17 protein-coding genes are annotated in these 19596 nt (G+C 71.6%); 9 read left to right on the top strand and 8 right to left on the bottom strand.

Features of this window, described 5'->3' with window-relative positions; translation table 11 throughout:
• Window position 1: 1 nt before the first annotated feature.
• Together MFF24_RS24870 and MFF24_RS24875 are read right to left on the bottom strand one after the other, a co-directional pair.
• Window positions 2–1153 carry an AAA family ATPase gene (locus MFF24_RS24870; RefSeq protein WP_238228694.1) on the bottom strand — a complete coding sequence of 384 codons (1152 nt, stop codon included), beginning with the start codon at window positions 1151–1153 and terminating at the stop codon, window positions 2–4.
• Between the two features lie 86 nt (window positions 1154–1239).
• Window positions 1240–2238, bottom strand: coding sequence for a polyphosphate kinase 2 family protein (locus tag MFF24_RS24875; protein ID WP_238228695.1), 999 nt, complete (start codon window positions 2236–2238; stop codon window positions 1240–1242).
• Window positions 2239–2397: 159 nt separating this feature from the next.
• On the opposite strand from MFF24_RS24875, the gene MFF24_RS24880 reads away from it, so the two are divergent.
• Window positions 2398–2994, top strand: coding sequence for a histidine phosphatase family protein (locus MFF24_RS24880; RefSeq protein WP_108941979.1), 597 nt, complete (start codon window positions 2398–2400; stop codon window positions 2992–2994).
• A 108-nt stretch (window positions 2995–3102) separates the two neighbouring features.
• Here MFF24_RS24880 and MFF24_RS28915 read toward each other — a convergent pair whose 3' ends face one another.
• A complete protein-coding gene (locus MFF24_RS28915) occupies window positions 3103–3237 on the bottom strand; it encodes a hypothetical protein (protein ID WP_255700725.1) in 135 nt (44 codons plus the stop codon).
• A gap of 99 nt (window positions 3238–3336) precedes the next feature.
• Window positions 3337–4452 carry a tyrosine recombinase XerC gene (locus MFF24_RS24885; protein WP_238228696.1) on the bottom strand — a complete coding sequence of 372 codons (1116 nt, stop codon included), beginning with the start codon at window positions 4450–4452 and terminating at the stop codon, window positions 3337–3339.
• A gap of 113 nt (window positions 4453–4565) precedes the next feature.
• Between MFF24_RS24885 and MFF24_RS24890 the strand changes: the two genes are divergently transcribed.
• Window positions 4566–4961 (top strand): VOC family protein, encoded by a 396-nt coding sequence (locus MFF24_RS24890; RefSeq protein WP_166060771.1) that lies wholly within the window; start codon window positions 4566–4568, stop codon window positions 4959–4961.
• Window positions 4962–4976: 15 nt separating this feature from the next.
• Here the strand turns inward: MFF24_RS24890 and MFF24_RS24895 are convergent, their stop codons facing one another.
• Window positions 4977–5345, bottom strand: coding sequence for a hypothetical protein (locus MFF24_RS24895; protein WP_238228697.1), 369 nt, complete (start codon window positions 5343–5345; stop codon window positions 4977–4979).
• 234 nt (window positions 5346–5579) lie between these two features.
• Between MFF24_RS24895 and MFF24_RS24900 the strand changes: the two genes are divergently transcribed.
• Complete coding sequence (locus tag MFF24_RS24900) at window positions 5580–6332, top strand: hypothetical protein (protein ID WP_238228714.1); 753 nt, start codon at window positions 5580–5582, stop codon at window positions 6330–6332.
• On the opposite strand, the gene hrpB is transcribed toward MFF24_RS24900, so the two are convergent.
• Window positions 6289–8787, bottom strand: coding sequence for an ATP-dependent helicase HrpB (gene hrpB, locus MFF24_RS24905; RefSeq protein WP_238228698.1), 2499 nt, complete (start codon window positions 8785–8787; stop codon window positions 6289–6291). The two genes, MFF24_RS24900 and hrpB, sit on opposite strands and share 44 nt — an antisense overlap.
• A 177-nt stretch (window positions 8788–8964) precedes the next feature.
• Here hrpB and MFF24_RS24910 point away from each other — a divergent pair, with 177 nt between their 5' ends.
• The 3 genes from MFF24_RS24910 to MFF24_RS24920 all read left to right on the top strand — a co-directional run bounded on the left by MFF24_RS24910 (window position 8965) and on the right by MFF24_RS24920 (window position 14575).
• Window positions 8965–9288 carry a hypothetical protein gene (locus MFF24_RS24910; protein WP_108941976.1) on the top strand — a complete coding sequence of 108 codons (324 nt, stop codon included), beginning with the start codon at window positions 8965–8967 and terminating at the stop codon, window positions 9286–9288.
• A 248-nt stretch (window positions 9289–9536) separates the two neighbouring features.
• Window positions 9537–12284: a DNA mismatch repair protein MutS gene (gene mutS / locus MFF24_RS24915; RefSeq protein ID WP_238228699.1), complete on the top strand. Its 2748-nt coding sequence runs from the start codon at window positions 9537–9539 to the stop codon at window positions 12282–12284.
• Window positions 12285–12451: 167 nt separating this feature from the next.
• Window positions 12452–14575 carry a protein-disulfide reductase DsbD family protein gene (locus MFF24_RS24920; protein WP_238228700.1) on the top strand — a complete coding sequence of 708 codons (2124 nt, stop codon included), beginning with the start codon at window positions 12452–12454 and terminating at the stop codon, window positions 14573–14575.
• A 116-nt stretch (window positions 14576–14691) separates the two neighbouring features.
• Here MFF24_RS24920 and wrbA read toward each other — a convergent pair whose 3' ends face one another.
• Window positions 14692–15291, bottom strand: a complete 600-nt coding sequence (gene wrbA / locus MFF24_RS24925) for an NAD(P)H:quinone oxidoreductase (RefSeq protein WP_108941973.1) — start codon at window positions 15289–15291, stop codon at window positions 14692–14694.
• A 181-nt stretch (window positions 15292–15472) separates the two neighbouring features.
• On the opposite strand from wrbA, the gene MFF24_RS24930 reads away from it, so the two are divergent.
• From MFF24_RS24930 to MFF24_RS24940, 3 genes are all read left to right on the top strand, one after another.
• Window positions 15473–16360, top strand: coding sequence for a LysR family transcriptional regulator (locus MFF24_RS24930; RefSeq protein WP_238228701.1), 888 nt, complete (start codon window positions 15473–15475; stop codon window positions 16358–16360).
• Window positions 16361–16543: 183 nt separating this feature from the next.
• On the top strand, window positions 16544–17248 hold the full coding sequence (locus MFF24_RS24935) for a DUF1013 domain-containing protein (protein ID WP_238228702.1): 705 nt from the start codon (window positions 16544–16546) through the stop codon (window positions 17246–17248).
• Window positions 17249–17392: 144 nt separating this feature from the next.
• Entirely contained in the window at window positions 17393–17968 is a 576-nt protein-coding gene (locus MFF24_RS24940) for a hypothetical protein (protein WP_238228703.1), read from the top strand.
• Between the two features lie 97 nt (window positions 17969–18065).
• On the opposite strand, the gene MFF24_RS24945 is transcribed toward MFF24_RS24940, so the two are convergent.
• A complete protein-coding gene (locus tag MFF24_RS24945; protein ID WP_108941970.1) occupies window positions 18066–19544 on the bottom strand; it encodes an MFS transporter in 1479 nt (492 codons plus the stop codon).
• Window positions 19545–19596: the final 52 nt, after the last annotated feature.

Raw genomic sequence — 19596 nt, forward strand, 5'->3', positions numbered from 1 at the left:
CTTACTCATCCTCGTCGGAAAACGCGCCGGAGCGCCGCAGGCCGTCGATCCCTGTCGCCCCCTCCCGCTTGAGCACGAGGCGGGGACGCACGCCACCCTGCTCGGCGACCGCCGCGGCGAGCCGCTCGGAATGGGTCACGAGCCAGACCTGGCTGCGCTTCGAGGCTCCCACGATCATCCGCGCCAGCGGCTCCATCAGGTCGGGGTGCAGGCTGGCCTCGGGCTCGTTGAGCGCGAGGAAGGGCGGCAGCCGGTAGGCGAGCAATGCACCCGCGAGCGCGAGGTAGCGCAGCGTCCCGTCGGAGAGTTCGGACGGCTCGAAGATCCGTTTCAGATATTCGGAGAAGATCACGCCGAAGCGCGCCTCGCGGTCCGGGGTCGGCACCACGAGGCGGGCGCCGGAAAAGGCATCGGCGAAGGCCGCGTCGAGGTCGGCGGTGTCGCCGCGGATATGGGCCAGCGTCGCGAAGACGGCGGCGAGGTCGGCGCCGTCGGAGGCCAGCGTCGGCGTCGTCACCGCGAGACAAGGGCGGCGCAGGGGCGATCCGGCATCGGTGCGCACGTCGTGGTAGAACCGCCACGCGCCGAGCGCCTGCCGCACGATCTGCAATTCGGGGAAGCGCACGGCGTCCTGCAGCGCGGCGAGCGCCGTCTCGGTCGGGAGCAGGTCGGTGCCGAAGGGGCGCTTGCGGCCCTCCTCGTCGCGCACGAAGCCGGCCGGCCCGTCGCGGTCGAGCACCGTGACCGGCCGCGTCCCGGCCTGCACGGTGAGCCGCTCGGTCTTCACCTGCGGTTCGAGGGCGAAGCCGGCCCCGTAGGTCGCGCTGCCCACTTGCGGCACGAGGCCGACCTCGACCGCGTAGGTGTAGGCGTGGCCGGTCGCGTCGTCGAACAGCTCGGCGGACAGCCGCACCCGCGCCGGCTCGCCCTTGCGGCGGGGGCCGGCCCAGAGCACGGATTCCATGCCTCCCTCAGCCGCGAGCGCCCGCGTCAGGCTGCCGGCGGCCGCCGCCTGGAGCAGGGAGAGCACGCGGTAGAGATTGGTCTTGCCGGTGCCGTTGCCGCCGACGAAGACCGAAAGCGGACCGACCGGAAAGCGGAGGCTCCGCAGCGAGCGGTAGCCGGCCGCCTCGATCTCGCGAACCGTCGGCATCGACGCTCCCCTCGCGCTTGGGTGGGGGTCGATCTAGACGGCCTGGGGAACGATTCTGGAAGGCGTTCCTGCGAGGAGACTCCAACTCAACCCGGCACCTTGATGCCCTCCAGCCCCGCGCGCGGCTCGGGAAAGCGCGGATCCATCGCCTCCAGCGTGTCGGCGATGGTCTGGGCAACCATGACGTTGCGGGCCCATTTGCGGTTGGCCGGCACCACGTGCCAGGGGGCGTAGGGCGTCGAGCAGCGGGCGAGCGCGTCGTTGAAGGCGGTCTGGTAGGCGTCCCAGCTCTTGCGCTCCACGAGGTCGGCGGGGTCGAACTTCCAGTGTTTTTCCGGGTCGGCGAGGCGCGCCTCCAGGCGCTCCTTCTGCTCGTCCTTGGAGATGTGGAGGAAGAACTTGAGGATCACGGTCCCTGAGAGCGTCAGCAGCCGCTCGAAATCGTTGATGAGCCCGTAGCGCTCGCGCCACGTCTCCTCCGGCACGAGGCCCTTCACCCGCACCACCAACACGTCCTCGTAATGGCTGCGGTTGAACACGCCGATCAGGCCGCGGCCGGGCGTGCGCAGGTGGTAGCGCCAGAGGAAGTCCTGATCGAGCTCCTCCGCGTTCGGCACCTTGAACGACCAGACCCGGCATCCTTGCGGGTTCACCCCCTCCAGCACGTGGCGAATGGTGCCGTCCTTGCCGCCGGTGTCGATCGCCTGGAACACCACGAGCAGGGATTGGCGGCGCTCGGCGTAGAGCCTCTCCTGCAGGGCCTTGATGCGCGCGCGCTGCGCTTCGAGCGCGGCCTTGGCCTCTGTCTTGTCGAGGCCGCCGGTGGCGCCGGGATCGATCGCGGCGAGATCGACGCTCCGGCCGGGCTCGACGGTGACGATGCCGGGTGCGGCCGGTGGCAGCACCGGGTGGAGGTGCGGCGACAGGCTCGGCGCCGTGCCGCTGCCGGCGATCGCGGCACGGGCCCAGCCGGCGAAGGAAGGCGGGTGGTCGCGCCAGCCCGCCTGCGACCTTGTTTCCACGGCTTTGTCAGCCGCTTTGTCACTTGGGGAGCCGCTGCCGTCCTTGCCGTTCTTGCGTGCCATGCCGAAGATTATCCGCTCACGAGCCATTCGCGAGGCCGCCGAGGCGGGCCCGCAGGAAGGGAAAAGCTTGGAGCCCCAACAGATGCGCCGCCTCCGCCGTTCCCGATCCGGCGCGTCGGGGCCTTTGCGGGGATGCGCCGGCCCCGGCGGAGCAGCCGCATGAGCGGAGTGCCGACGATCTGGTTCGTGCGCCACGGCCAGACCGACTGGAACGCGGAAGGCCGGCTTCAGGGCCACCGCGACACCGATCTCAACGCCAACGGGCTCGCCCACGCGGCGGAGGCGGCCGAGCGCCTGCGACGCGTCGCCGGGGCGGATCTGCCGACGGCCGATTACGTGGCGAGCCCGCTCACCCGTGCCCGGAAGACGATGGAGATCCTGCGCACTGGTATCGGCCTGCCATCCGCCGGATACCGCGCCGACGGGCGGCTGAAGGAGATCGGGTTCGGTGCCTGGGAGGGAAAGACCTGGGCCGAGATCCGGCGCCGCGATCCCTCGGGCGCCGCCGCGCGCGACCGCGACCGCTGGGGCTACCAGCCACGCGGGGAGGGTGCGGAGAGCTACGCCATGGTCGAGGCGCGGGTGGAGGAGGTGGTGACCGAGCTACGCCGCCCGACCGTGATGGTCGCCCATGGCGGCGTCGCCCGGGTGCTGCTGGTCATCCTCGGCCATCTCGACATCTATGCCGCCCCACGGCTCGGCATCCGCCAGGGCAGCATTCTCGTCATCGAGCCCAAGGGCTGGCGCTGGGCGTGAGCCTTCGGGACAGGCACGTATAGGGAAGAGCCGCCCTGCGGGACGGTGTCCGGAGCGTCTTGCCGGACGTGTTTTGGCCAGACGCGCCCGAGGCGCGTCCGGGGCCGATCAGGCCCGCGCGGCGCGACCGCGGGCGAGCAGCCGCACGGCGGTGACGGGCAGGAGAAGCGTCTTCACCGTCGCGGTCACGGCGAGGACGGCGACGACGGGCAGGATTGCGAGACAGATTCCGCTCACGCGCATCGGACACTCCCTGAAACTTCTGACTCGGCGGCGCCGTGCCACTCGGTTGATGACAATCCGCCACTCAATCGCGGCAAGACCAAGGTAAACGGGGCACACTCACGCATTTCTGCGCTCCGCTCCGTGATGTTTGTTCGGCTCTCGCAGGCCGCTTGGCCGGGCAGCATAGCCGGCATCGGCGCCCGAGCCTTGCTCCGCATCAATCGATGTCACCGGCGCCGGGCCCGCTTCGGGCCGCGGCGGCAGCCGGCGGGCACGAGGATGGGCGTCCTCGAAGGCGCTCATCAGGCGGGCGGCATCGACCTTGGTGTAGATCTGCGTGGTCGAGAGCGAGGCGTGGCCGAGCAGTTCCTGGATCGCCCGCAGCTCCCCCTGCCGGGCGAGCAGGTGCGTCGCGAAGGAGTGGCGCAGGGCGTGCGGGGTCGCGCTCTCGGGCAGCCCGAGCGCGCCGCGGAGCGCCGCCACCGCGTATTGCACCACCCGCGGCGAGAGCGGCCCGCCCTTCACGCCGACGAAGAGCGGCCCTTCCGGATCGAGGGAATGGGGGCAGAGCGCGAGATAGGCCGCCACCGCCTCGGACACCGCCGGCAGAATCGGCACGGCGCGGACCTTGCCGCCCTTGCCCGTGACCCGCACCTCGTCGAGGCCCGGCACCGGCGCGTCGCGGGCGGCGAGCCCCAGCGCCTCGGAGATGCGCAGGCCCGAACCGTAGAGCAGTGCGATCACCGCCGCGTCGCGGGCGAGCACCCACGGCGCACGGGCGTCGTCGGGGCGGGTCTCGGGTGCGGTCATCGCCAGGGCGGCGGAGACGGGAAGCGGGCGCGGCAGCCGCCGCTCGACCTTGGGCGAGCGCACCGCGCCGAGCGCCGCCACGCTGCCGTGCCCCTCGCGTTCGAGGAAACGAGCGAAAGAGCGCAGGCCCGCGAGCATCCGCATCAAGGAGCGGCCGCCGACGCCCTCCGCGCGGCGCGCGGCCATGAAGGCGCGCAGGTCGCGGGGCTTGAGGGCGATCAGCCCGGCGATGGTCGGCGTGCCGGCGCGGTGCTCGAGGAACTGGCGCAGGTCGCGCTCGTAGGCCTCGACGGTGTTGGCGGCCATGCGCCGCTCCCGCACCAGAGCGTCACGCCAGCCGAGCACCGCTGCGCGCAGGGCGGCGTCGCCCGGTGGCAGCAGGGCGTTGGAATCGACGGTTCGGGGGGACGCGGCGCGCATCATCGCCGACGAGCAAAGGTCCCTTAAGGTTGACGAAGGGTTAATCGGAAAGGCCCTTTCCGCGCGGCCGCCCTCGCGCCAGATGAGCGCCGATCCGCTCAAGGGAGAGAGGGCCGATGGCCAAGCCCGTCCACACCATGATCCGCGTCCGCGACGAGGCGCGCTCGCGCGACTATTACGCCCGCGCCTTCGGCCTGGAACCGGCCGACCGCTTCGACTTCCCCGACTTCACGCTGCTCTACCTGCGCGACCCGTCCTCGCCGTTCGAACTCGAGTTGACGGTCAACAAGGACCGCGCGGAGCCCTACAATCTCGGCGACGGCTACGGCCACCTCGCCTTCGTGGTGGAGGATGCGGCGGCCGAGCATGCCCGCTTCGAGCGCGAGGGGCTCCCGGTCACGCCGGTCAAAACCCTCAAGCACGGCGACACCGCGCTCGCGACTTTCTTCTTCGCCACCGATCCGGACGGCTACAAGATCGAGGTGATCCAGAAGGGCGGCCGCTTCGCCTGATATTCTTGCCGGATGCTACGGTGCCGTCTCCAGGCGCTCGAAGGCGGCCAGCGCCTTCTCGCACGCGCCCGGAGAGGGCGCCGGCAGGCTCGTCTCGAGGCGCATCGCGTCGTCGAGCGCCAGCACATAACGCTCCTCGGTGAGCGCCCGGCCGACCGCCGCCAGCATGCGTGCGCGGCCGGTCCTCAGCACCCGCTCCACCCGCTCGCGCTCCGCACCGCAGGCGAGCGCCCGGCCCAGAACCTTGCCCTGGCGCTCGCCCTCGACCTGGGGAATGACGAGCGGCCGGGCGCCGCCAGCGTCGGGCGTCGTCTGCGCGCGGGCCGCACCGGCGGCGAGGAGGGCGAGCGCGAGCCCGGAGAGGCGGCAGGCAGCTGAACGCATCGAACCGATTCCTTCCTGTCACTTACGGTTTGCGGGTGATTGGTTCGGCACAGCGCCCACCCCCGTCATCCCTGGTTCCGCTGCGTGGCCCCGGGATGACAGGGGAGGCAGGACCGAAGAACCACTCGAAAACGGTATCGGGATCGCGCGGACATCGCAGGCCGCGTGCGTTCCCTCACGCTCTCCGAAACGAATCTCGGCCACGGTCAAGTCGGAAACGACAGGGGGGTGGCAATGAGTCCTTCCGGCAGCGCGGCGACAGCCGATCCTCCGGTGATCGAGCAGGGCGGCAGACCTGTCCGCGCGCGAATCCCTTCGCGCATCCCCCTGAGCCTCAAGCTCGCCTACTCGGCCTTCATGGCGGTGCTGGTCCCGGTCTACCTCACCCATTACGGGCCAACGAACTTCCTGTATTTCTGCGACATCGCCCTGATCCTGACCCTCGTCGGCATCTGGGCCGAGAGCGCGCTGCTCGTCTCGGTCTGCGCGGTCGGGCTCCTCGCGCCGCAGACGCTCTGGGTCGTCGATTTCGTGGCCGAGGCCGCGGGTGTCCCGCTGACCGGCATGACCGCCTACATGTTCAACCGCGAGACCTCGCCGTTCCTGCGGGGGCTGTCGCTGTTCCACGGCTGGCTGCCGTTCCTGCTCGTCTTCCTCGTCTGGCGGCTCGGCTACGAGCGCCGCGCCTGGAGCGTGTGGTCGGCGCTGGCGGTCGTCGTCCTGTTCGTCTGCTTCCTCCTGATGCCGCCGCCGCGGCCCGATCCGGGGCTGACGCCGGTCAACATCAACTATGTCTGGGGCATGAGCGACCACGCCGCCCAGACGATGGTGCCGGCCTGGGCGTGGTTTACCGCTCTGGTGATCGGACTGCCGCTGCTGGTCTGGTGGCCGACCCACCGGCTGCTGATCCGGCTGGTGCCCGGACTTCCCGCCCCGTCCTCGATCACGTCCCCCGCGGCTTCGCCCGCCGGGTCGGCGCCTCGCTGAGCGGATCCTCCGGCCAGGGGTGGCGCGGGTAGCGCCCCCGCATCTCCGATCTCACGGCGCTCCAAGACCCGCGCCAGAATCCCGGCAGGTCGCGGGTGATCTGAATCGGGCGGTGGGCCGGCGAGAGCAGGTGGAGCACCAGCGGCACGCGCCCCCCACCGAGCGTCGGGTGACGATCGAGGCCGAACAGCTCCTGCACCCGCACCGCCAGAACCGGCTCCGGGCCGGATTCGTAATCGACCGGGATACGCGAGCCGGTCGGCACCTCGATATGGCTCGGCGCCTCCGCCTCCAGGCGGGCCCGCAGCGTCCAGGGCAGACAGTTCTGCAGGGCCTGGCCGAGATCGTCGGCGGTGATCGCGCCGAGGGAGGCGCGGCCGACGATGGACGGCGCCAGCCATTCCTCGACATTTTCGGCCAGGGCCTCATCGGAGAGGTCCGGCCATTCCCCGCCCTCGGCTCCCCGCTGCGCCGCGTGGAGGAAGCGGATACGGGCGCGCCACTGCGCCAGGGCGGGTCTCCAGGGCAGGCGGTCGAGGCCGAGCCCGGCGATGCCGCGGGCGAGGACTCTTGCGGATTCCTCGTCGGCGGGGACGGGGAGGGTGCGTTCGTCCAGCGTCACGGCCCCGAGCCGCCGGCCCTCACGGGCGCGCAAGGCCCGCGCCTCCCGGTCGAAACTGACGCTGCGCGCGAATGCGATCCGGTCGGCGAACAGCGCGTCGATGGCCTCCGGCGCGATCGCGGCCGCCGAGAGGATACGGGCGGAGGCAGCAGTTCCGGTGAGGTCGGCGACGACGATGAAGGCCTCGCGGGCGAGCGAGCTTGCCGGATCGACGAGGCCGGCGCGGCCATTGGCCATCAGGAACGCGCCCTCCCGGCCGCGCGCCCGCGCCACCCGGTCGGGATAGGCGAGCGCCAGCAGGGCGCCGGGCTCGGCGAGCCAGGGGTCGGCCGCAGCGCCCCCGGCCTCCGCTCCGCTCGCCGCCTTGGCCGCCTGCCGCGCCCAGCCCTCGGCGAGGCGGCGCATGTCGGCGGCCCGTCCGCCGCGGTCGCGGCGGAAGCGGTCGAGGCGCTCGGACAGATCCACCGCGTCCCCGCCGAGTCCGCGCTCGACCAGTACGGCAGCGAGATCGGCCGCCGTGCGGGCCTGACCGGATTCGGCGGCGCGGGCGACCATCCGGGCGAGCCGGGGTGGCAGCGGCAGGCTGCGCAGGGTGTGTCCGGTCGCGGTGAGCCGCCCGTCGGCGTCGAGGGCACCGAGTTCGGTTAGCATCGCCCGCGCCTCGGCCAGCGCTGGCGACGGGGGCGGATCGAGGAAGGCAAGGGCCGTCGGATCGGTGACGCCCCAGGCGGCGCAGTCGAGGGTGAGGCCGGCAAGGTCGGCGGAGAGAATCTCGGGCCGGGCGAAGGGTTCGAGCGCGGCGGTCGCCGCCTCCGGCCAGAGCCGCCAGCACAGGCCGGGCTCGGTGCGGCCGGCACGGCCCCGGCGCTGATCGACCGAGGCGCGCGAGGCCCGCGCGGTGACGAGACGGGTCATGCCGTTGCCGGGCTCGTAGAGCGGCACGCGGGCAAGGCCCGAATCGACGACGATGCGCACGCCCTGGATCGTCAGCGAGGTCTCGGCGATCGACGTCGCCAGCACCACCTTGCGCCGCCCCGGCGGCGCGGGCGCCACCGCCCGGTCCTGCTCGCCTTGGCTCAGCGCGCCGTAGAGGGGCGCGAGGTCGGTGTCCGCGGGCAGGCGGTCGGCCAGCCGCTCGGCGGTGCGGCGGATCTCCGCCTGACCCGGCAGGAAGGCCAGCACCGAACCGGGATCGGCCCGCAACGCCCGCAGGATCGCGGCGGCCATGGCGTCCTCGATCCGCTCGTTCGGATCGCGGTCGAGGTGGCGCGTCTCGACCGGATAGGCACGCCCCTCCGATTCCACGACCGGGGCGCCGCCGAGCAGCCCGGCGACGCGGGCGCCGTCGAGGGTCGCCGACATGGCGAGAATCCGCAGGTCTTCCCGCAGCGCGCCCTGCGCGTCGAGGGCGAAGGCGAGACCAAGGTCGGCATCGAGGGAGCGTTCGTGGAACTCGTCGAACAGCACCGCGCCGATGCCGGTCAGTTCCGGATCGTCGAGGATCATGCGGGTGAACACGCCCTCGGTGACGACCTCGATCCGGGTCAGGGCCGAGATCTTGGAGCCGAGCCGGACCCGCAGGCCGACCATGTCGCCGACCCGCTCGCCGAGGGTGGAGGCCATGCGCTCGGCCGCGCCGCGGGCCGCGAGCCGCCGTGGTTCGAGGAGGATGATCTTCTGTCTCCCGAGCCAAGGCTCGTCGAGGAGGGCCAGCGGCACCCGCGTGGTCTTGCCGGCGCCCGGCGGCGCTACGAGCACGGCGGAGGCGCGCTCGGACAAGGCCGCGCGCAGGGCGGGCAGGGCGGCTTCGATCGGGAGCGCGGGCGACGACATGATGCGCGAGGTGGCGCGGTTCGCTCGCCGGCGCAACCATCCCGGCCCCGTCATGACGTCAGCGGAACCACCCACGAAGATTTGTTAACATAGCTTGATTTCCACGCGGAACGGACGAGCCAATTACGACTTGTGCGCTCGGCGTGCGTCTCATGCACGCGACGGAGAGACACGACGATGCGTATCGCCCTGACACTCGCAGCCGGTGTGCTGCTCGGCAGCTTCGGTCTGGGAATCGGGGCCGCGTCGGCCGCCCCCGCGATGCCCGCTCCCGGCGTGATCGCCGGCGACACGGTGGAGGTCGTGCGCGACCGCAGCCGGCACCACCGGCGCTGGCACCGTTCCCACCGCAGCGTGCTGGGCCACCATCACTCGACCAAGGCCGAGCGCCATCGCCGCCGCATGAACACCTACCGCCACGGCAACCCGAACGCCCGCAATCCGGAGCGGCCCGGCTACCAGCAGCAGCTCGGCAACACCACGGGCGGCCCGCGCTACTGAGCCTTACCCCAGCGGGACGGACCGACAAGCCCGCGCGGCGCTGAGCGAAGCAAAATCCGCATCCCGAAGGGATCCATCGGATTTATCACGAAAGGGGCCCGCCCGGCGCGATGCCGGGCGGGCCCCTGCCGTTGTCACGGTCCGGCACCACCGCCGCTTGCGACGGCTGGGGAGAGCGCCCACTTGTCCACGGTCTTCACGGGTGGCCGGCGGTGCCCGGCCGGAGCCGGGCTGCTAGCCTCGTTTCCATGCCCAGACCCCAGCGCTCCCAACCCCTCGAACGGCGTGCCCAGGCGGCGGATACCGTGACCTCCTCGCCCCTCGACATCCCCGGCGCTACGCCGATGATGGCGCAGTACATCGAGATCAAGGCAGCCAATCCGGACTGCCTGCTGTTCTACCGGATGGGGGACTTCTACGAGCTGTTCTTCGAGGATGCGGAGATCGCCTCCCGCGCGCTCGGCATCGTCCTGACCAAGCGCGGCAAGCATGGCGGGGCCGACATCCCGATGTGCGGCGTGCCGCTGGAGCGGGCCGACGACTATCTGCACCGGCTGATCGCGCTCGGCCACCGCGTCGCCGTCTGCCAGCAGACCGAGGATGCGGCCGAGGCGAAGAAGCGGGGCCCGAAATCGGTGGTGCGGCGCGAGGTGATCCGCCTCGTCACGCCGGGCACGCTGACCGAGGACCGCCTGCTCGACCCGACGCGGGCCAACCTGCTGCTCGCCATCGGCCGTCGCAAGGTCTCCGACACCCGCGAGGCTTACGGGCTCGCAGCCCTCGACATCTCCACCGGCCGCTTCTCCTTGAGCGAGGTGGAGGGTTCGGAACTCGCCGCCGCGATCGCCCGGCACGAGCCGCGCGAGATCGTGCTCTCGGAAGTCATCCACGCCGACCCCGCGCTGGCCAAGCTGTGGCGCGAGACCAAGGCGGCGGTGGTGCCGCTGGCACAAGGGGAGCTGGAGCCGGCCTCGGCCGAGCGGCGCATCCGCGAGCAGTTCGGCGTCAAGACCCTCGACGGATTCGGCAATTTCAGCCGGGCAGAGATCGCCGCGGCCGGGGCGGCTTTGCTCTACCTCGAACGGACGCAACTTGGCACCCGCGTGCCGCTCTCCGCGCCGAGCCGCGAGGCGAGCGGCGCGACGCTCGCCATCGACGCGGCCACCCGCGCCAACCTCGAACTCACCCGCACCCTCTCGGGCGAGCGCAAGGGCAGCCTGCTCGACGCCATCGACCGCACGGTCTCGGCCGGCGGCGCCCGGCTGCTGGCCGAGCATCTGGCCGGCCCGCTGACGGATCTCACGAAGATCGGCCGGCGGCACGACGCCGTCGCCTGCCTGGCGCAGGACGGGGCGCTGCGCGCGCATCTGCGCGACGCGCTGCACGCCGCCCCCGACATCGCCCGTGCGCTGTCCCGCATCGGCCTGAACCGCGCCGGCCCACGCGACCTCGCGGCGCTCCGCGATGGGCTCATGGCTGCCGCCACGATCAGCGAGCGGCTGTCGCGAGAGGACCTGCCGGACGGGCTCATCCGCCTCGCCCGCCGCCTCGACAAGGCCGACCGGGAACTGGCCGAAGAGCTGGCTCGGGCGCTCGCCGACGACCTGCCGCTCAACCGTCGCGACGGTGGGTTCGTGCGCGCCGGCTACCACGCCGAGATCGACGAGGCGCGCGGGCTCGGCCAGGATTCGCGAAAGGTCATTGCCGCGCTCCAGGCGCGCTACGCCGAGGCCACCGGCTGCCGGACCCTGCGGATCAAGCACAACAACGTGCTCGGCTACTACATCGAAGTGCCGCAGGCGGTGGGCGAGGCCTGCCTCAAGGGGCTGATGCAGGACTTCGTGCATCGCCAGACTATGGTCGACGCGATGCGCTTCACCAGCGTCGAACTCGGCGAGCTGGAATCGAAGATCGCGGGCGCCTCCGACCGGGTGCTGGCGCTCGAATCCGCGGTGTTCGACCGTCTCGCTGCGCAGGTGGGGGAACAGGCGGAGGCGATCGCCGACATCGCGGAGGCCCTGTCCGGCCTCGACGTCGCGGCGAGCCACGCCGAACTGGCGGTCGAACTCGCCTGGACCCGGCCGGTCATCGACGACAGCCTCGCCTTCGAGATCCGGGGCGGGCGCCATCCCGTGGTCGAGGCGGCCCTGATGCGGGCCGGCGAGGCCTTCATCGCCAACGCCTGCGACCTGTCGGGCGACGAGGCCGGGCGTATCCGCCTCGTCACCGGCCCGAACATGGGCGGCAAGTCGACTTTCCTGCGCCAGAACGCGCTCATCGCTGTGCTGGCGCAGATGGGAGCCTTCGTGCCGGCGGCCTCCGCCCGACTCGGCGTGGTCGACCGCCTGTTCTCCCGCGTCGGCGCCGCCGACGACCTCGCGCGGGGCCATTCGACCTTCATGGTCGAGATGGTCGAGACCGCCGCGATCCTCAATCAGGCGACGCGCCGCTCGCTGGTGGTGCTGGACGAGATCGGCCGCGGCACGGCGACCTTCGACGGTCTCTCCATCGCCTGGGCCTGCCTGGAACACCTGCACGAGAAGAACGGCTGTCGCGCCCTATTCGCGACCCACTTCCACGAGTTGACTGCGCTGAGCCAGCGCCTGCCCCGCCTCGACAACGCCACCCTCAAGGTGGCCGAGGACCGCGGTGACGTGGTGTTCCTGCACGAGGTGGTGCCGGGGGTGGCCGAGCGCTCCTACGGCCTTCAGGTCGCCCGCCTCGCCGGCCTGCCGCCGAGTGTGGTGGCGCGGGCCGGCGCGATCCTGAAAGGGCTCGAAAGCTCCGAGCGCGAGCGCCCCGCCCGCCGCACGATCGAGGATCTGCCGCTGTTTGCCAGCCTCGCCGCCGCCCCACCGCCCCCGCCGGAGCCGGTGAGCCCCGAGCCGGACGACCGCCTCGGCCGGCTGATCGACACCATCGATCCCGACGCGCTGACCCCGCGCGAGGCGCTCGACGCGCTCTACCGCCTCAAGAAGGAGCGGGCCGCCGGGTAAAGGCCGCGGTTCGAGGCCGCGGGGCCGTGCGGATCACGGGGCGGGCAAGGTCTGCTATAGAGCGTCGCTGATCACAGCCGGCCCGCTCCGGCCCGATCCCTGTCTGCCCCCGCGATCGGGATGATCGCACGGGGGTGAGGACACCGGGCCGCTCGGAAAAAAGATCGATGCTCCGCCTCCTCCTCGCCCTCCTCCTGACGCTCGCCGCGCCCGGCCTTGCCGGAGCGCAGGGTGCCATGACGGCGGCCAAGGCCAAGGATCTCGTCCGCGCCAGCCTCGTGGCCGAGAGCGAGGCGCTGGTGCCCGGCCGCACGGTGACGCTCGGCCTGCACATGGCGATGAAGCCGGGCTGGCATGTCTACTGGCGCAATCCCGGCGATTCCGGCCTGCCGCCGGAGATGGGCTGGCGCCTGCCCGCCGGATACACGGTCGGCCCGGTGCAATGGCCGGTGCCGGAGCGCATCCCGGTCCAGACCCTGATGAATTTCGGCTACGAGGGCGCCGTCACCCTGCTGGTGCCGCTCAAAGTGCCCGAGGACGCCAGGGTCGGCGAGACGGTGCGGCTCGCCGGCACGCTGTCCTACCTCGTCTGCGAGGAGATCTGCATTCCGGGCTCGTCCGAGCTGAGCCTCGACCTGCCGGTGGCGGCCGCCGCCGAGCCGGCCTCGGGGCAGGCCGCCCTGTTCGCCCGCGCCCGCGCCGCCCTGCCGGAAGCGGCGCCCGGAGCGTATCGCACCACCCGCGAGGGCGAGCGCCTCGTGCTGCATCTCGACCGGCCGGGCCTCGCGGACGTCAGCGCCGCCGCCTTCTTTCCCTATGCCGAGGGCGCGATCGAGAACGCCGCGCCGCAGGATCTCGCCGTCGATGCGGGCGGCCTGCGCCTGACGCTCACGCCGGGCGAGGCCAAGGCAACGCCGGACGCGCTCGCCGGCGTGCTCGCTCTCACCGAGGACGGTGTGCGCAAGGCCTACGCCCTCGGGCCGGAGCCCGTCGCCGCACCCACCACCGCCGCCGTTCCCACCGCTCCCGAAGCGCCGGCCGCCGCGCCGGAGGACGAGAGCCTGACGCTGTGGAGCGCCGCCGGGCTGGCGCTCATCGGCGGGCTTCTCCTCAACCTGATGCCCTGCGTCTTCCCCGTCCTCTCGATCAAGGTGCTGAGCCTCGTGCGGCAGGCCGGCGAATCCGCCTCCCGCGTCCGCCTGCACGGCCTCGCCTACACTCTGGGCGTGCTCGCGAGCTTCCTCGGGCTCGCCGGTCTCCTGATCGCGCTGAAGGCGGGGGGCGCCGGGATCGGCTGGGGCTTCCAGCTCCAGTCGCCGGTCGTGGTGGCGCTGCTCGCCTACGGGCTGTTCGCCATGGGCCTCAGCCTGTCGGGAGCGGTGCATCTCGGCGGCGGGATCGTCGGCCTCGGCGACGGGCTGACCCGGCGGGCGGGCTATCAGGGCTCGTTCTTCACCGGCGTGCTGGCAACGCTCGTCGCCACGCCGTGCACCGCGCCGTTCATGGGTGCGGCGGTGGGGTTTGCCCTGACGCAGTCGCCGCTCGCCGCGCTCGCTGTCTTCGCCAGCCTCGGCCTCGGGCTCGCCCTGCCGTTCCTCGGCCTGACGCTGTTCCCGCAGGCGCTGCGGCTTCTGCCGCGGCCGGGCGCCTGGATGGACGTGCTCAAGGGCGCGCTCGCCTTTCCCGTCTACGCCACGGTGGCGTGGCTGGTCTGGGTCCTGGCGCAGCAGGTCGGGCCCAACGGGCTGCTCGCCGGGCTGACCGGCCTCGTCCTGGTGGCGCTCGCCGCCTGGGCCTGGGAGCGGGCGCGCGGCGCCGGCCGGATCGGCACCGGCCTCGGCCGGGTGGCCGCCGTCGCGGCGCTCGTCGCGGCGCTGGGCCTCGTTGCCCTTCTCGACGGCGACCGCGCCGCCGCGCGGGGCACCGCGCTGGCCCAGGGCGAAGAGGCGTTCACGCAAGCCCGCCTCGACACGCTGCGGCGCGAGGGCCGCACGGTGTTCGTGGATATGACGGCGGCGTGGTGCATCACCTGCCAGGTCAACGAGCGCACGGTGCTGGCGCGCGACGGCGTGCAGGCGGCGTTCCGGGCCGGCAACGTCGCCTTTCTCAAGGGCGACTGGACCAACCAGAACCCGGAGATCACCCGGCTCCTGGAGCGCTACGGCCGCAGCGGGGTGCCGCTCTACCTCGTCTATCGCGGGCAGGGCGAGGCGCAGGTTCTGCCGCAGATCCTGACGGAAGGGATTGTGCTCGCCGCGATCGGTCAGAAGGACGTCGCGGCGGCTCAGTAGGGCGAGACAGCCCCGCGCATCCCCTCGCCCCGCCCGAAACTGGGCCTGCCCAACTTCGGTCTTTGCTTGCTGATCCCGGGCGAGCCCAAGATCAGGCGGGGAGAGGGGAAACCCGTTCAGCCTGCGAGCTTGGCCGCGATGCCGGCCACATGGCGGCCCTGGTAGCGAGCGCCATCAAGTTCGATCGCGGAGGGCTGGCGCGAGCCGTCGCCGTCGGCGATCGTGGTGGCGCCGTAGGGAGAGTTGCCCTTCACCTGCTCGACGCCGTTCTGGCCCGCGAAGCTGTAGGGCAGGCCCACCACCACCATGCCATGGTGGAACATCACCGTGTGAAAGCTCGTCAGCGTGGTCTCCTGGCCGCCGTGCTGCGAGGCGGTCGAGGTGAAGGCCGAGCCGACCTTGCCGACCAGCGCGCCCTTGGCCCACAGGCCGCCGGTCTGGTCGATGAACTGCTTCATCTGCGAGGCCATGTTACCGTAACGGGTCGGCGTGCCGAAGATGATGGCGTCGTAATCGGCCAGTTCCTCGACGGTGGCGATCGGCGCCTCCTGGTCGAGCTTGTAGTGGAACTGCTTGGCGACCTCGTCCGGCACCAGTTCCGGCACGCGCTTGACCGCGACCTCGGCCCCGGCCTCGCGGGCGCCCTCGGCCACGGCCTTGGCCATCTGCTCCACATGGCCCCAGGACGAGTAGTAGAGCACCAGAACCTTCGCCATCGTCGTCTCTCCTGTTCGCGGGCCCGGTGCCTCGCCCGAAACGGGTATCCGTCCTTGGACGGAGGCGAGGCGCTCCATTCGAGCCCGAGCGTCGAATGCGCCACCCATATGAAGGTTCGCCCCGTTTGCAGAAACGCCCTGCCGTGCAAGATCGTCCTTGCGAAGATGCAAGGAGGGCGCGGTGCCGGTGGTCTGGGACGAGTTCCGCCTCGTGCGGGCGATCGCCGATCGGGGCGGGCTGGCGCCAGCCGCGGCGCATCTCGGCATCAATCCGTCCACGGCCTTCCGCCGGCTCGCCGCGGTCGAGGCCGAGCTCGGCGCGCGCCTGTTCGAACGCCATCGCTCCGGCTACGTGCCGACGCCTGCGGGCGAGGCGATGGCGGCGGCGGCCGCGCGGATGGAGGAGGAGGTCGCCCGGTTCGACCGGGAGGTGGCCGACCGGGCGCAGACGCCCTCGGGCCTCCTGCGGGTCACCGCTGCCGCGACGCTGGTCACAGACCTCCTGATGCCGATGCTCGGCCGCTTCCGGGCGCGCTTCCGGCAAGTCCAGATCGAACTCATCACCTCCGAGGAGGCGCTGAACCTGTCCCGCCGCGATGCCGACGTGGCCCTGCGCGCGACCCGCGAGCCGCCGTCCAACCTCGTCGGGCGCCGGCTCGGCACCATCGCCTGGGCAGTCTACGGGCCGGCGCAAGGAAAGGCGGACGATGCCGACGCCGACTGGGTCAGCCCGAGCGAGGCTGTGGCCGGCGGCCTCTTCGCCCGCTTCGTCGCCGCGCGCGCCGGGCCGGAGCGCGTGGCGCTCCGTCTCAACAGCGTGCAGGGGCTGTGCGAGGCGATTTGCGAGGGTGTCGGCATCGGCCCGCTGCCATGCTACCGCGGCGACCGGATTGCCGGCCTGCGCCGCCTCTCGGGACCGGAGCCGGAGTTGGCCGGCACGCTCTGGCTCCTGACCCATCCGGACCTGCGCCACGCGGCGCGGGTGCGCGCCTTCATGGATCACGTCGCCGCCGAGGTCGCCCCCTTGCGGCCGGCCATGGAAGGGCGTGCGGGCGGCCGTTCCGCATGATGAAGCAGACCCGGAACCAGATTGCGCAACGGCCGGTCCCGCCTGTATAAGCGGCGATCCCCTCATTCATCGCGACATGGGATCCTTCGGACCTGACCGGGCCGGAGGCCGCGGGAGAGCCTTTCCGGGCTCCCGCGCCATTCCCCGCCGCGAACCACGAAGAACCGCCTGGAGCTTTGTCCGATGTCCCAAGGTCCGCTGATGCCCAAGGCGACCGCCGTGTGGCTCGTCGAGAACACCTCGCTCGCCTTCGAGCAGATCGCCGACTTCTGCAAGCTGCACCCGCTCGAGGTGAAGGGCATCGCCGACGGCGAGGTCGCGGCCGGCATCAAGGGCCTCGACCCGATCACCACTGGCCAGCTCACCCGTGACGAGATCGAGAAGGCGCAGAAGTCGCCGAATTATCGGCTCAAGGTCGCGGTCTCGAAGGTCAAGCTGCCCGAGGTGAAGCGCACCACCAAGGGCCCGCGTTACACCCCGCTCTCGCGCCGCCAGGACCGGCCGAACGCGATCCTCTGGCTGATCCGCAACCATCCCGAGCTGAAGGACGCGCAGATCATCCGTCTGGTGGGCACCACCAAGGCGACCATCCAGCAGATCCGCGAGCGGACCCACTGGAACTCCGCCTCGCTCCAGCCGATGGACCCGGTGACGCTCGGCCTGTGCTCGCAGATCGACCTCGACTTCGAGGTGCAGCGCGCCGCCAAGGACCGTCCCGCCGTGCTGCCGACCGACGGCGGCGCCAAGCTGCTGCCGACCGAGATCTCGACCGCCCCGGCCGCCGCGGAGCGCGAGGAGGAGCGCGAGGAGGAGGATCTCAACGCCGACGCGGTCTTCGCCAAGCTCAAGGGCATGAGCCGCATCGACGAGGACGACGACGAGGATTGATATCTTTTTCGGGCCGACGCCGCGCACCCGCCGCCTGCGGGTGAGCGGCAGCCCTTGAAAGAAACTGCTCGCGCCCTCACGTCAAATGCGAAATAATGCCTCTTTTCCGCTCCCGCGGAGCGATGGCAGGCGCGAGGACGTGGCATGATCCACGGTGGCGTGACCGAGAGCGGCTCTCCTCCGAACGGCGGGAACCCCGGCGGCTTGGTCGAGGGCGGCGTGACCGACCCTCCCGCGACTGCGTTCGATGGGCAGGCCCCCACCGCGCCTCTCGGCGAACCGGTCACGCTCGCCGAATCCCTCATGCGCGAAGCCGGCTGGGGGCCGGAAAATTTCGACACGGACGGCCCGAACCCGCCCTACCTGCGCATCGCCGGCAAGCTGCGGGTGACGCTGACCGAGTTCGAACCCTGCTTCGCCTCGTTCCGTCGCGACCGCGGCCCGTTCCGCTCGAAGGTCGCGATCGTCGACCATCTCGCCAAGTACGACGCCATGATGGTCGACCCCCTGGCCTTCGAGGAATGCTTCGGGCCGGGCGAGGGGACGGAGACGGTGTTCCCGTTCGGCGCATGGCTGGAGATCCGGCGCGTCGGCTTCGGCGGCCTCGAACTGTGGGGCAAGCGCCAGGGCCCCGTGACGCTGCCGCTCGACGCGCTGGCGGTGGCCTCGGCGATCTGGCTGCGGCGGAAGGGTACGGCACCGTTCTCAGGGCCGACGTGAGACCCGCGGTCTTCAAGGCCGAAAGTTCGTAATTCGCCGAGCGCCCCCTCTCCCCACAGGCTGGGCGAGGGGGTGCAAGCCCGCTCTTCTGGGGACGTTACGCCGAGGCCAGCGGCTTCGACACGTCCTCCAGCGACTTGCCCTCGGCCGCCGTGCCCCAGACCCAGCCGACCACGGCCGCCACCGCCATCAGGGCCGCACCGATGAAGTAGCCGACCAGCACGAGGTCGCGCGAGCCGGTCTCGACCAGGGCGCCGAACAGGAGCGGGCCGGAGACGCCGCCGATGCCGGTGCCGATGGCGTAGAAAGCGGCGATCGCCAGCGCCCGGATCTCGAGCGGGAACGTCTCGGCCACCGTCAGGTAGGCGGAACTCGCGGCCGCCGAGGCGAAGAAGAACACGCCCATCCAGGCCGCCGTCTGGCCCCAGGGGCCGAGCAGGTCGGCGCGGAAGACGAGGCCGACGACGACGAGCAGCACCGCCGAGATGCCGTAGGTCAGGCCGATCATCGGGCGCCGGCCCACCGTGTCGAACAGCCGCCCCAGCAGCAGCGGGCCGAGGAAGGAGCCCAGCGCGAAGGGCAGCAGATACCAGCCGACATCGCCGCCGGGCACGTCGTAGAAGCGCTCCAGCACCAGGGCGTAGGTGAAGAACAGGGCGTTGTAGAAGAAGGCCTGGGCGATCATCAGCGCCAGCCCGACCATGGTCTGGCGGCGGCTCGTGACGAACATCGCCTGCGCCACCTCGGACAGCGGCGTGTGGCTGCGGACCTTGAGCTTGAGGCGCCGCGACGGGTCGGGCGGGGGCAGGGTGATGCCCTCGTCCGTGAAGCGCTTCTCGATACCCGTCACCACCCGGTCGGCCTCCGCGGCGTAGCCGTGGGTGACGAGCCAGCGCGGGCTCTCGGGGATCCAGGTGCGCAAGAGCAGGATCACGAGGCCGATGCCGCCGCCGACGAAGAAGGCGATGCGCCAGCCCCAGGCCGGGTCGATCCATTCCGGGCGCAGGAGCGCGATCGACAGGAAGGAGCCGAGCGCCGCGCCGATCCAGAACGAGCCGTTGATGACGAGGTCTGTCCAGCCGCGGACGCGGGCCGGGATCAGCTCCTGGATGGTCGAGTTAATCGCGGTGTACTCGCCGCCGATGCCCGCCCCCGTGAGGAAGCGGAACAGGCAGAAGCTGTAGATATTCCACGACAGGCCCGTGGCCGCGGTCGCCGCGAGGTAGAGGGCCAGCGTGATGAAGAACAGCTTCTTTCGCCCGATCCGGTCGGTGAGCCAGCCGAAGCCGACGGCGCCGACGACGGCACCGATGAGGTAGGAACTCGCCGCCAGGCCGACATCGAACTCGGTGAACGACATCGGCTCCTTGCGCAGCGCCCCGACGAGGGCGCCCGCCAGGGTCACTTCGAGCCCATCGAGCACCCAGGTGATGCCGAGCGCGACGATGACGAGGGTGTGGAAGCGGCCGAAGGGCAGGCGGTCGAGCCGGGCGGAGATGTCGGTGTCGATCACCGTGCCGGCCGCGACGCGCTCAGGGGTCGCAGTCCCGGCCTGACCTTCCGCTCGGCTCGTCATGAACCCTCCGCTTACCCTGACTCGGCAAAAGTGTTCGCAACCCCGGCCCGGC

Origin of the sequence: Methylorubrum aminovorans, from assembly GCF_022179725.1 — a bacterium.
GTDB classification, from domain to species: domain Bacteria; phylum Pseudomonadota; class Alphaproteobacteria; order Rhizobiales; family Beijerinckiaceae; genus Methylobacterium; species Methylobacterium aminovorans.

What these genes read in the sequence shown, in the direction of transcription:
- MFF24_RS28915 (WP_255700725.1), bottom strand. Translation starts at nt 3,237, where the DNA reads ATGCGCGTGAGCGGAATCTGTCTCGCAATCCTGCCCGTCGTCGCCGTC.
- hrpB (WP_238228698.1), bottom strand. Translation starts at nt 8,787, where the DNA reads ATGTCGTCGCCCGCGCTCCCGATCGAAGCCGCCCTGCCCGCCCTGCGC.
- MFF24_RS24895 (WP_238228697.1), bottom strand. Translation starts at nt 5,345, where the DNA reads ATGCGTTCAGCTGCCTGCCGCCTCTCCGGGCTCGCGCTCGCCCTCCTC.
- MFF24_RS24920 (WP_238228700.1), top strand. Translation starts at nt 12,452, where the DNA reads ATGCTCCGCCTCCTCCTCGCCCTCCTCCTGACGCTCGCCGCGCCCGGC.
- MFF24_RS24935 (WP_238228702.1), top strand. Translation starts at nt 16,544, where the DNA reads ATGTCCCAAGGTCCGCTGATGCCCAAGGCGACCGCCGTGTGGCTCGTC.
- MFF24_RS24870 (WP_238228694.1), bottom strand. Translation starts at nt 1,153, where the DNA reads ATGCCGACGGTTCGCGAGATCGAGGCGGCCGGCTACCGCTCGCTGCGG.
- MFF24_RS24900 (WP_238228714.1), top strand. Translation starts at nt 5,580, where the DNA reads ATGAGTCCTTCCGGCAGCGCGGCGACAGCCGATCCTCCGGTGATCGAG.
- MFF24_RS24940 (WP_238228703.1), top strand. Translation starts at nt 17,393, where the DNA reads ATGATCCACGGTGGCGTGACCGAGAGCGGCTCTCCTCCGAACGGCGGG.
- wrbA (WP_108941973.1), bottom strand. Translation starts at nt 15,291, where the DNA reads ATGGCGAAGGTTCTGGTGCTCTACTACTCGTCCTGGGGCCATGTGGAG.
- mutS (WP_238228699.1), top strand. Translation starts at nt 9,537, where the DNA reads ATGCCCAGACCCCAGCGCTCCCAACCCCTCGAACGGCGTGCCCAGGCG.
- MFF24_RS24945 (WP_108941970.1), bottom strand. Translation starts at nt 19,544, where the DNA reads ATGACGAGCCGAGCGGAAGGTCAGGCCGGGACTGCGACCCCTGAGCGC.
- MFF24_RS24880 (WP_108941979.1), top strand. Translation starts at nt 2,398, where the DNA reads ATGAGCGGAGTGCCGACGATCTGGTTCGTGCGCCACGGCCAGACCGAC.
- MFF24_RS24890 (WP_166060771.1), top strand. Translation starts at nt 4,566, where the DNA reads ATGGCCAAGCCCGTCCACACCATGATCCGCGTCCGCGACGAGGCGCGC.
- MFF24_RS24885 (WP_238228696.1), bottom strand. Translation starts at nt 4,452, where the DNA reads ATGATGCGCGCCGCGTCCCCCCGAACCGTCGATTCCAACGCCCTGCTG.
- MFF24_RS24910 (WP_108941976.1), top strand. Translation starts at nt 8,965, where the DNA reads ATGCGTATCGCCCTGACACTCGCAGCCGGTGTGCTGCTCGGCAGCTTC.
- MFF24_RS24875 (WP_238228695.1), bottom strand. Translation starts at nt 2,238, where the DNA reads ATGGCACGCAAGAACGGCAAGGACGGCAGCGGCTCCCCAAGTGACAAA.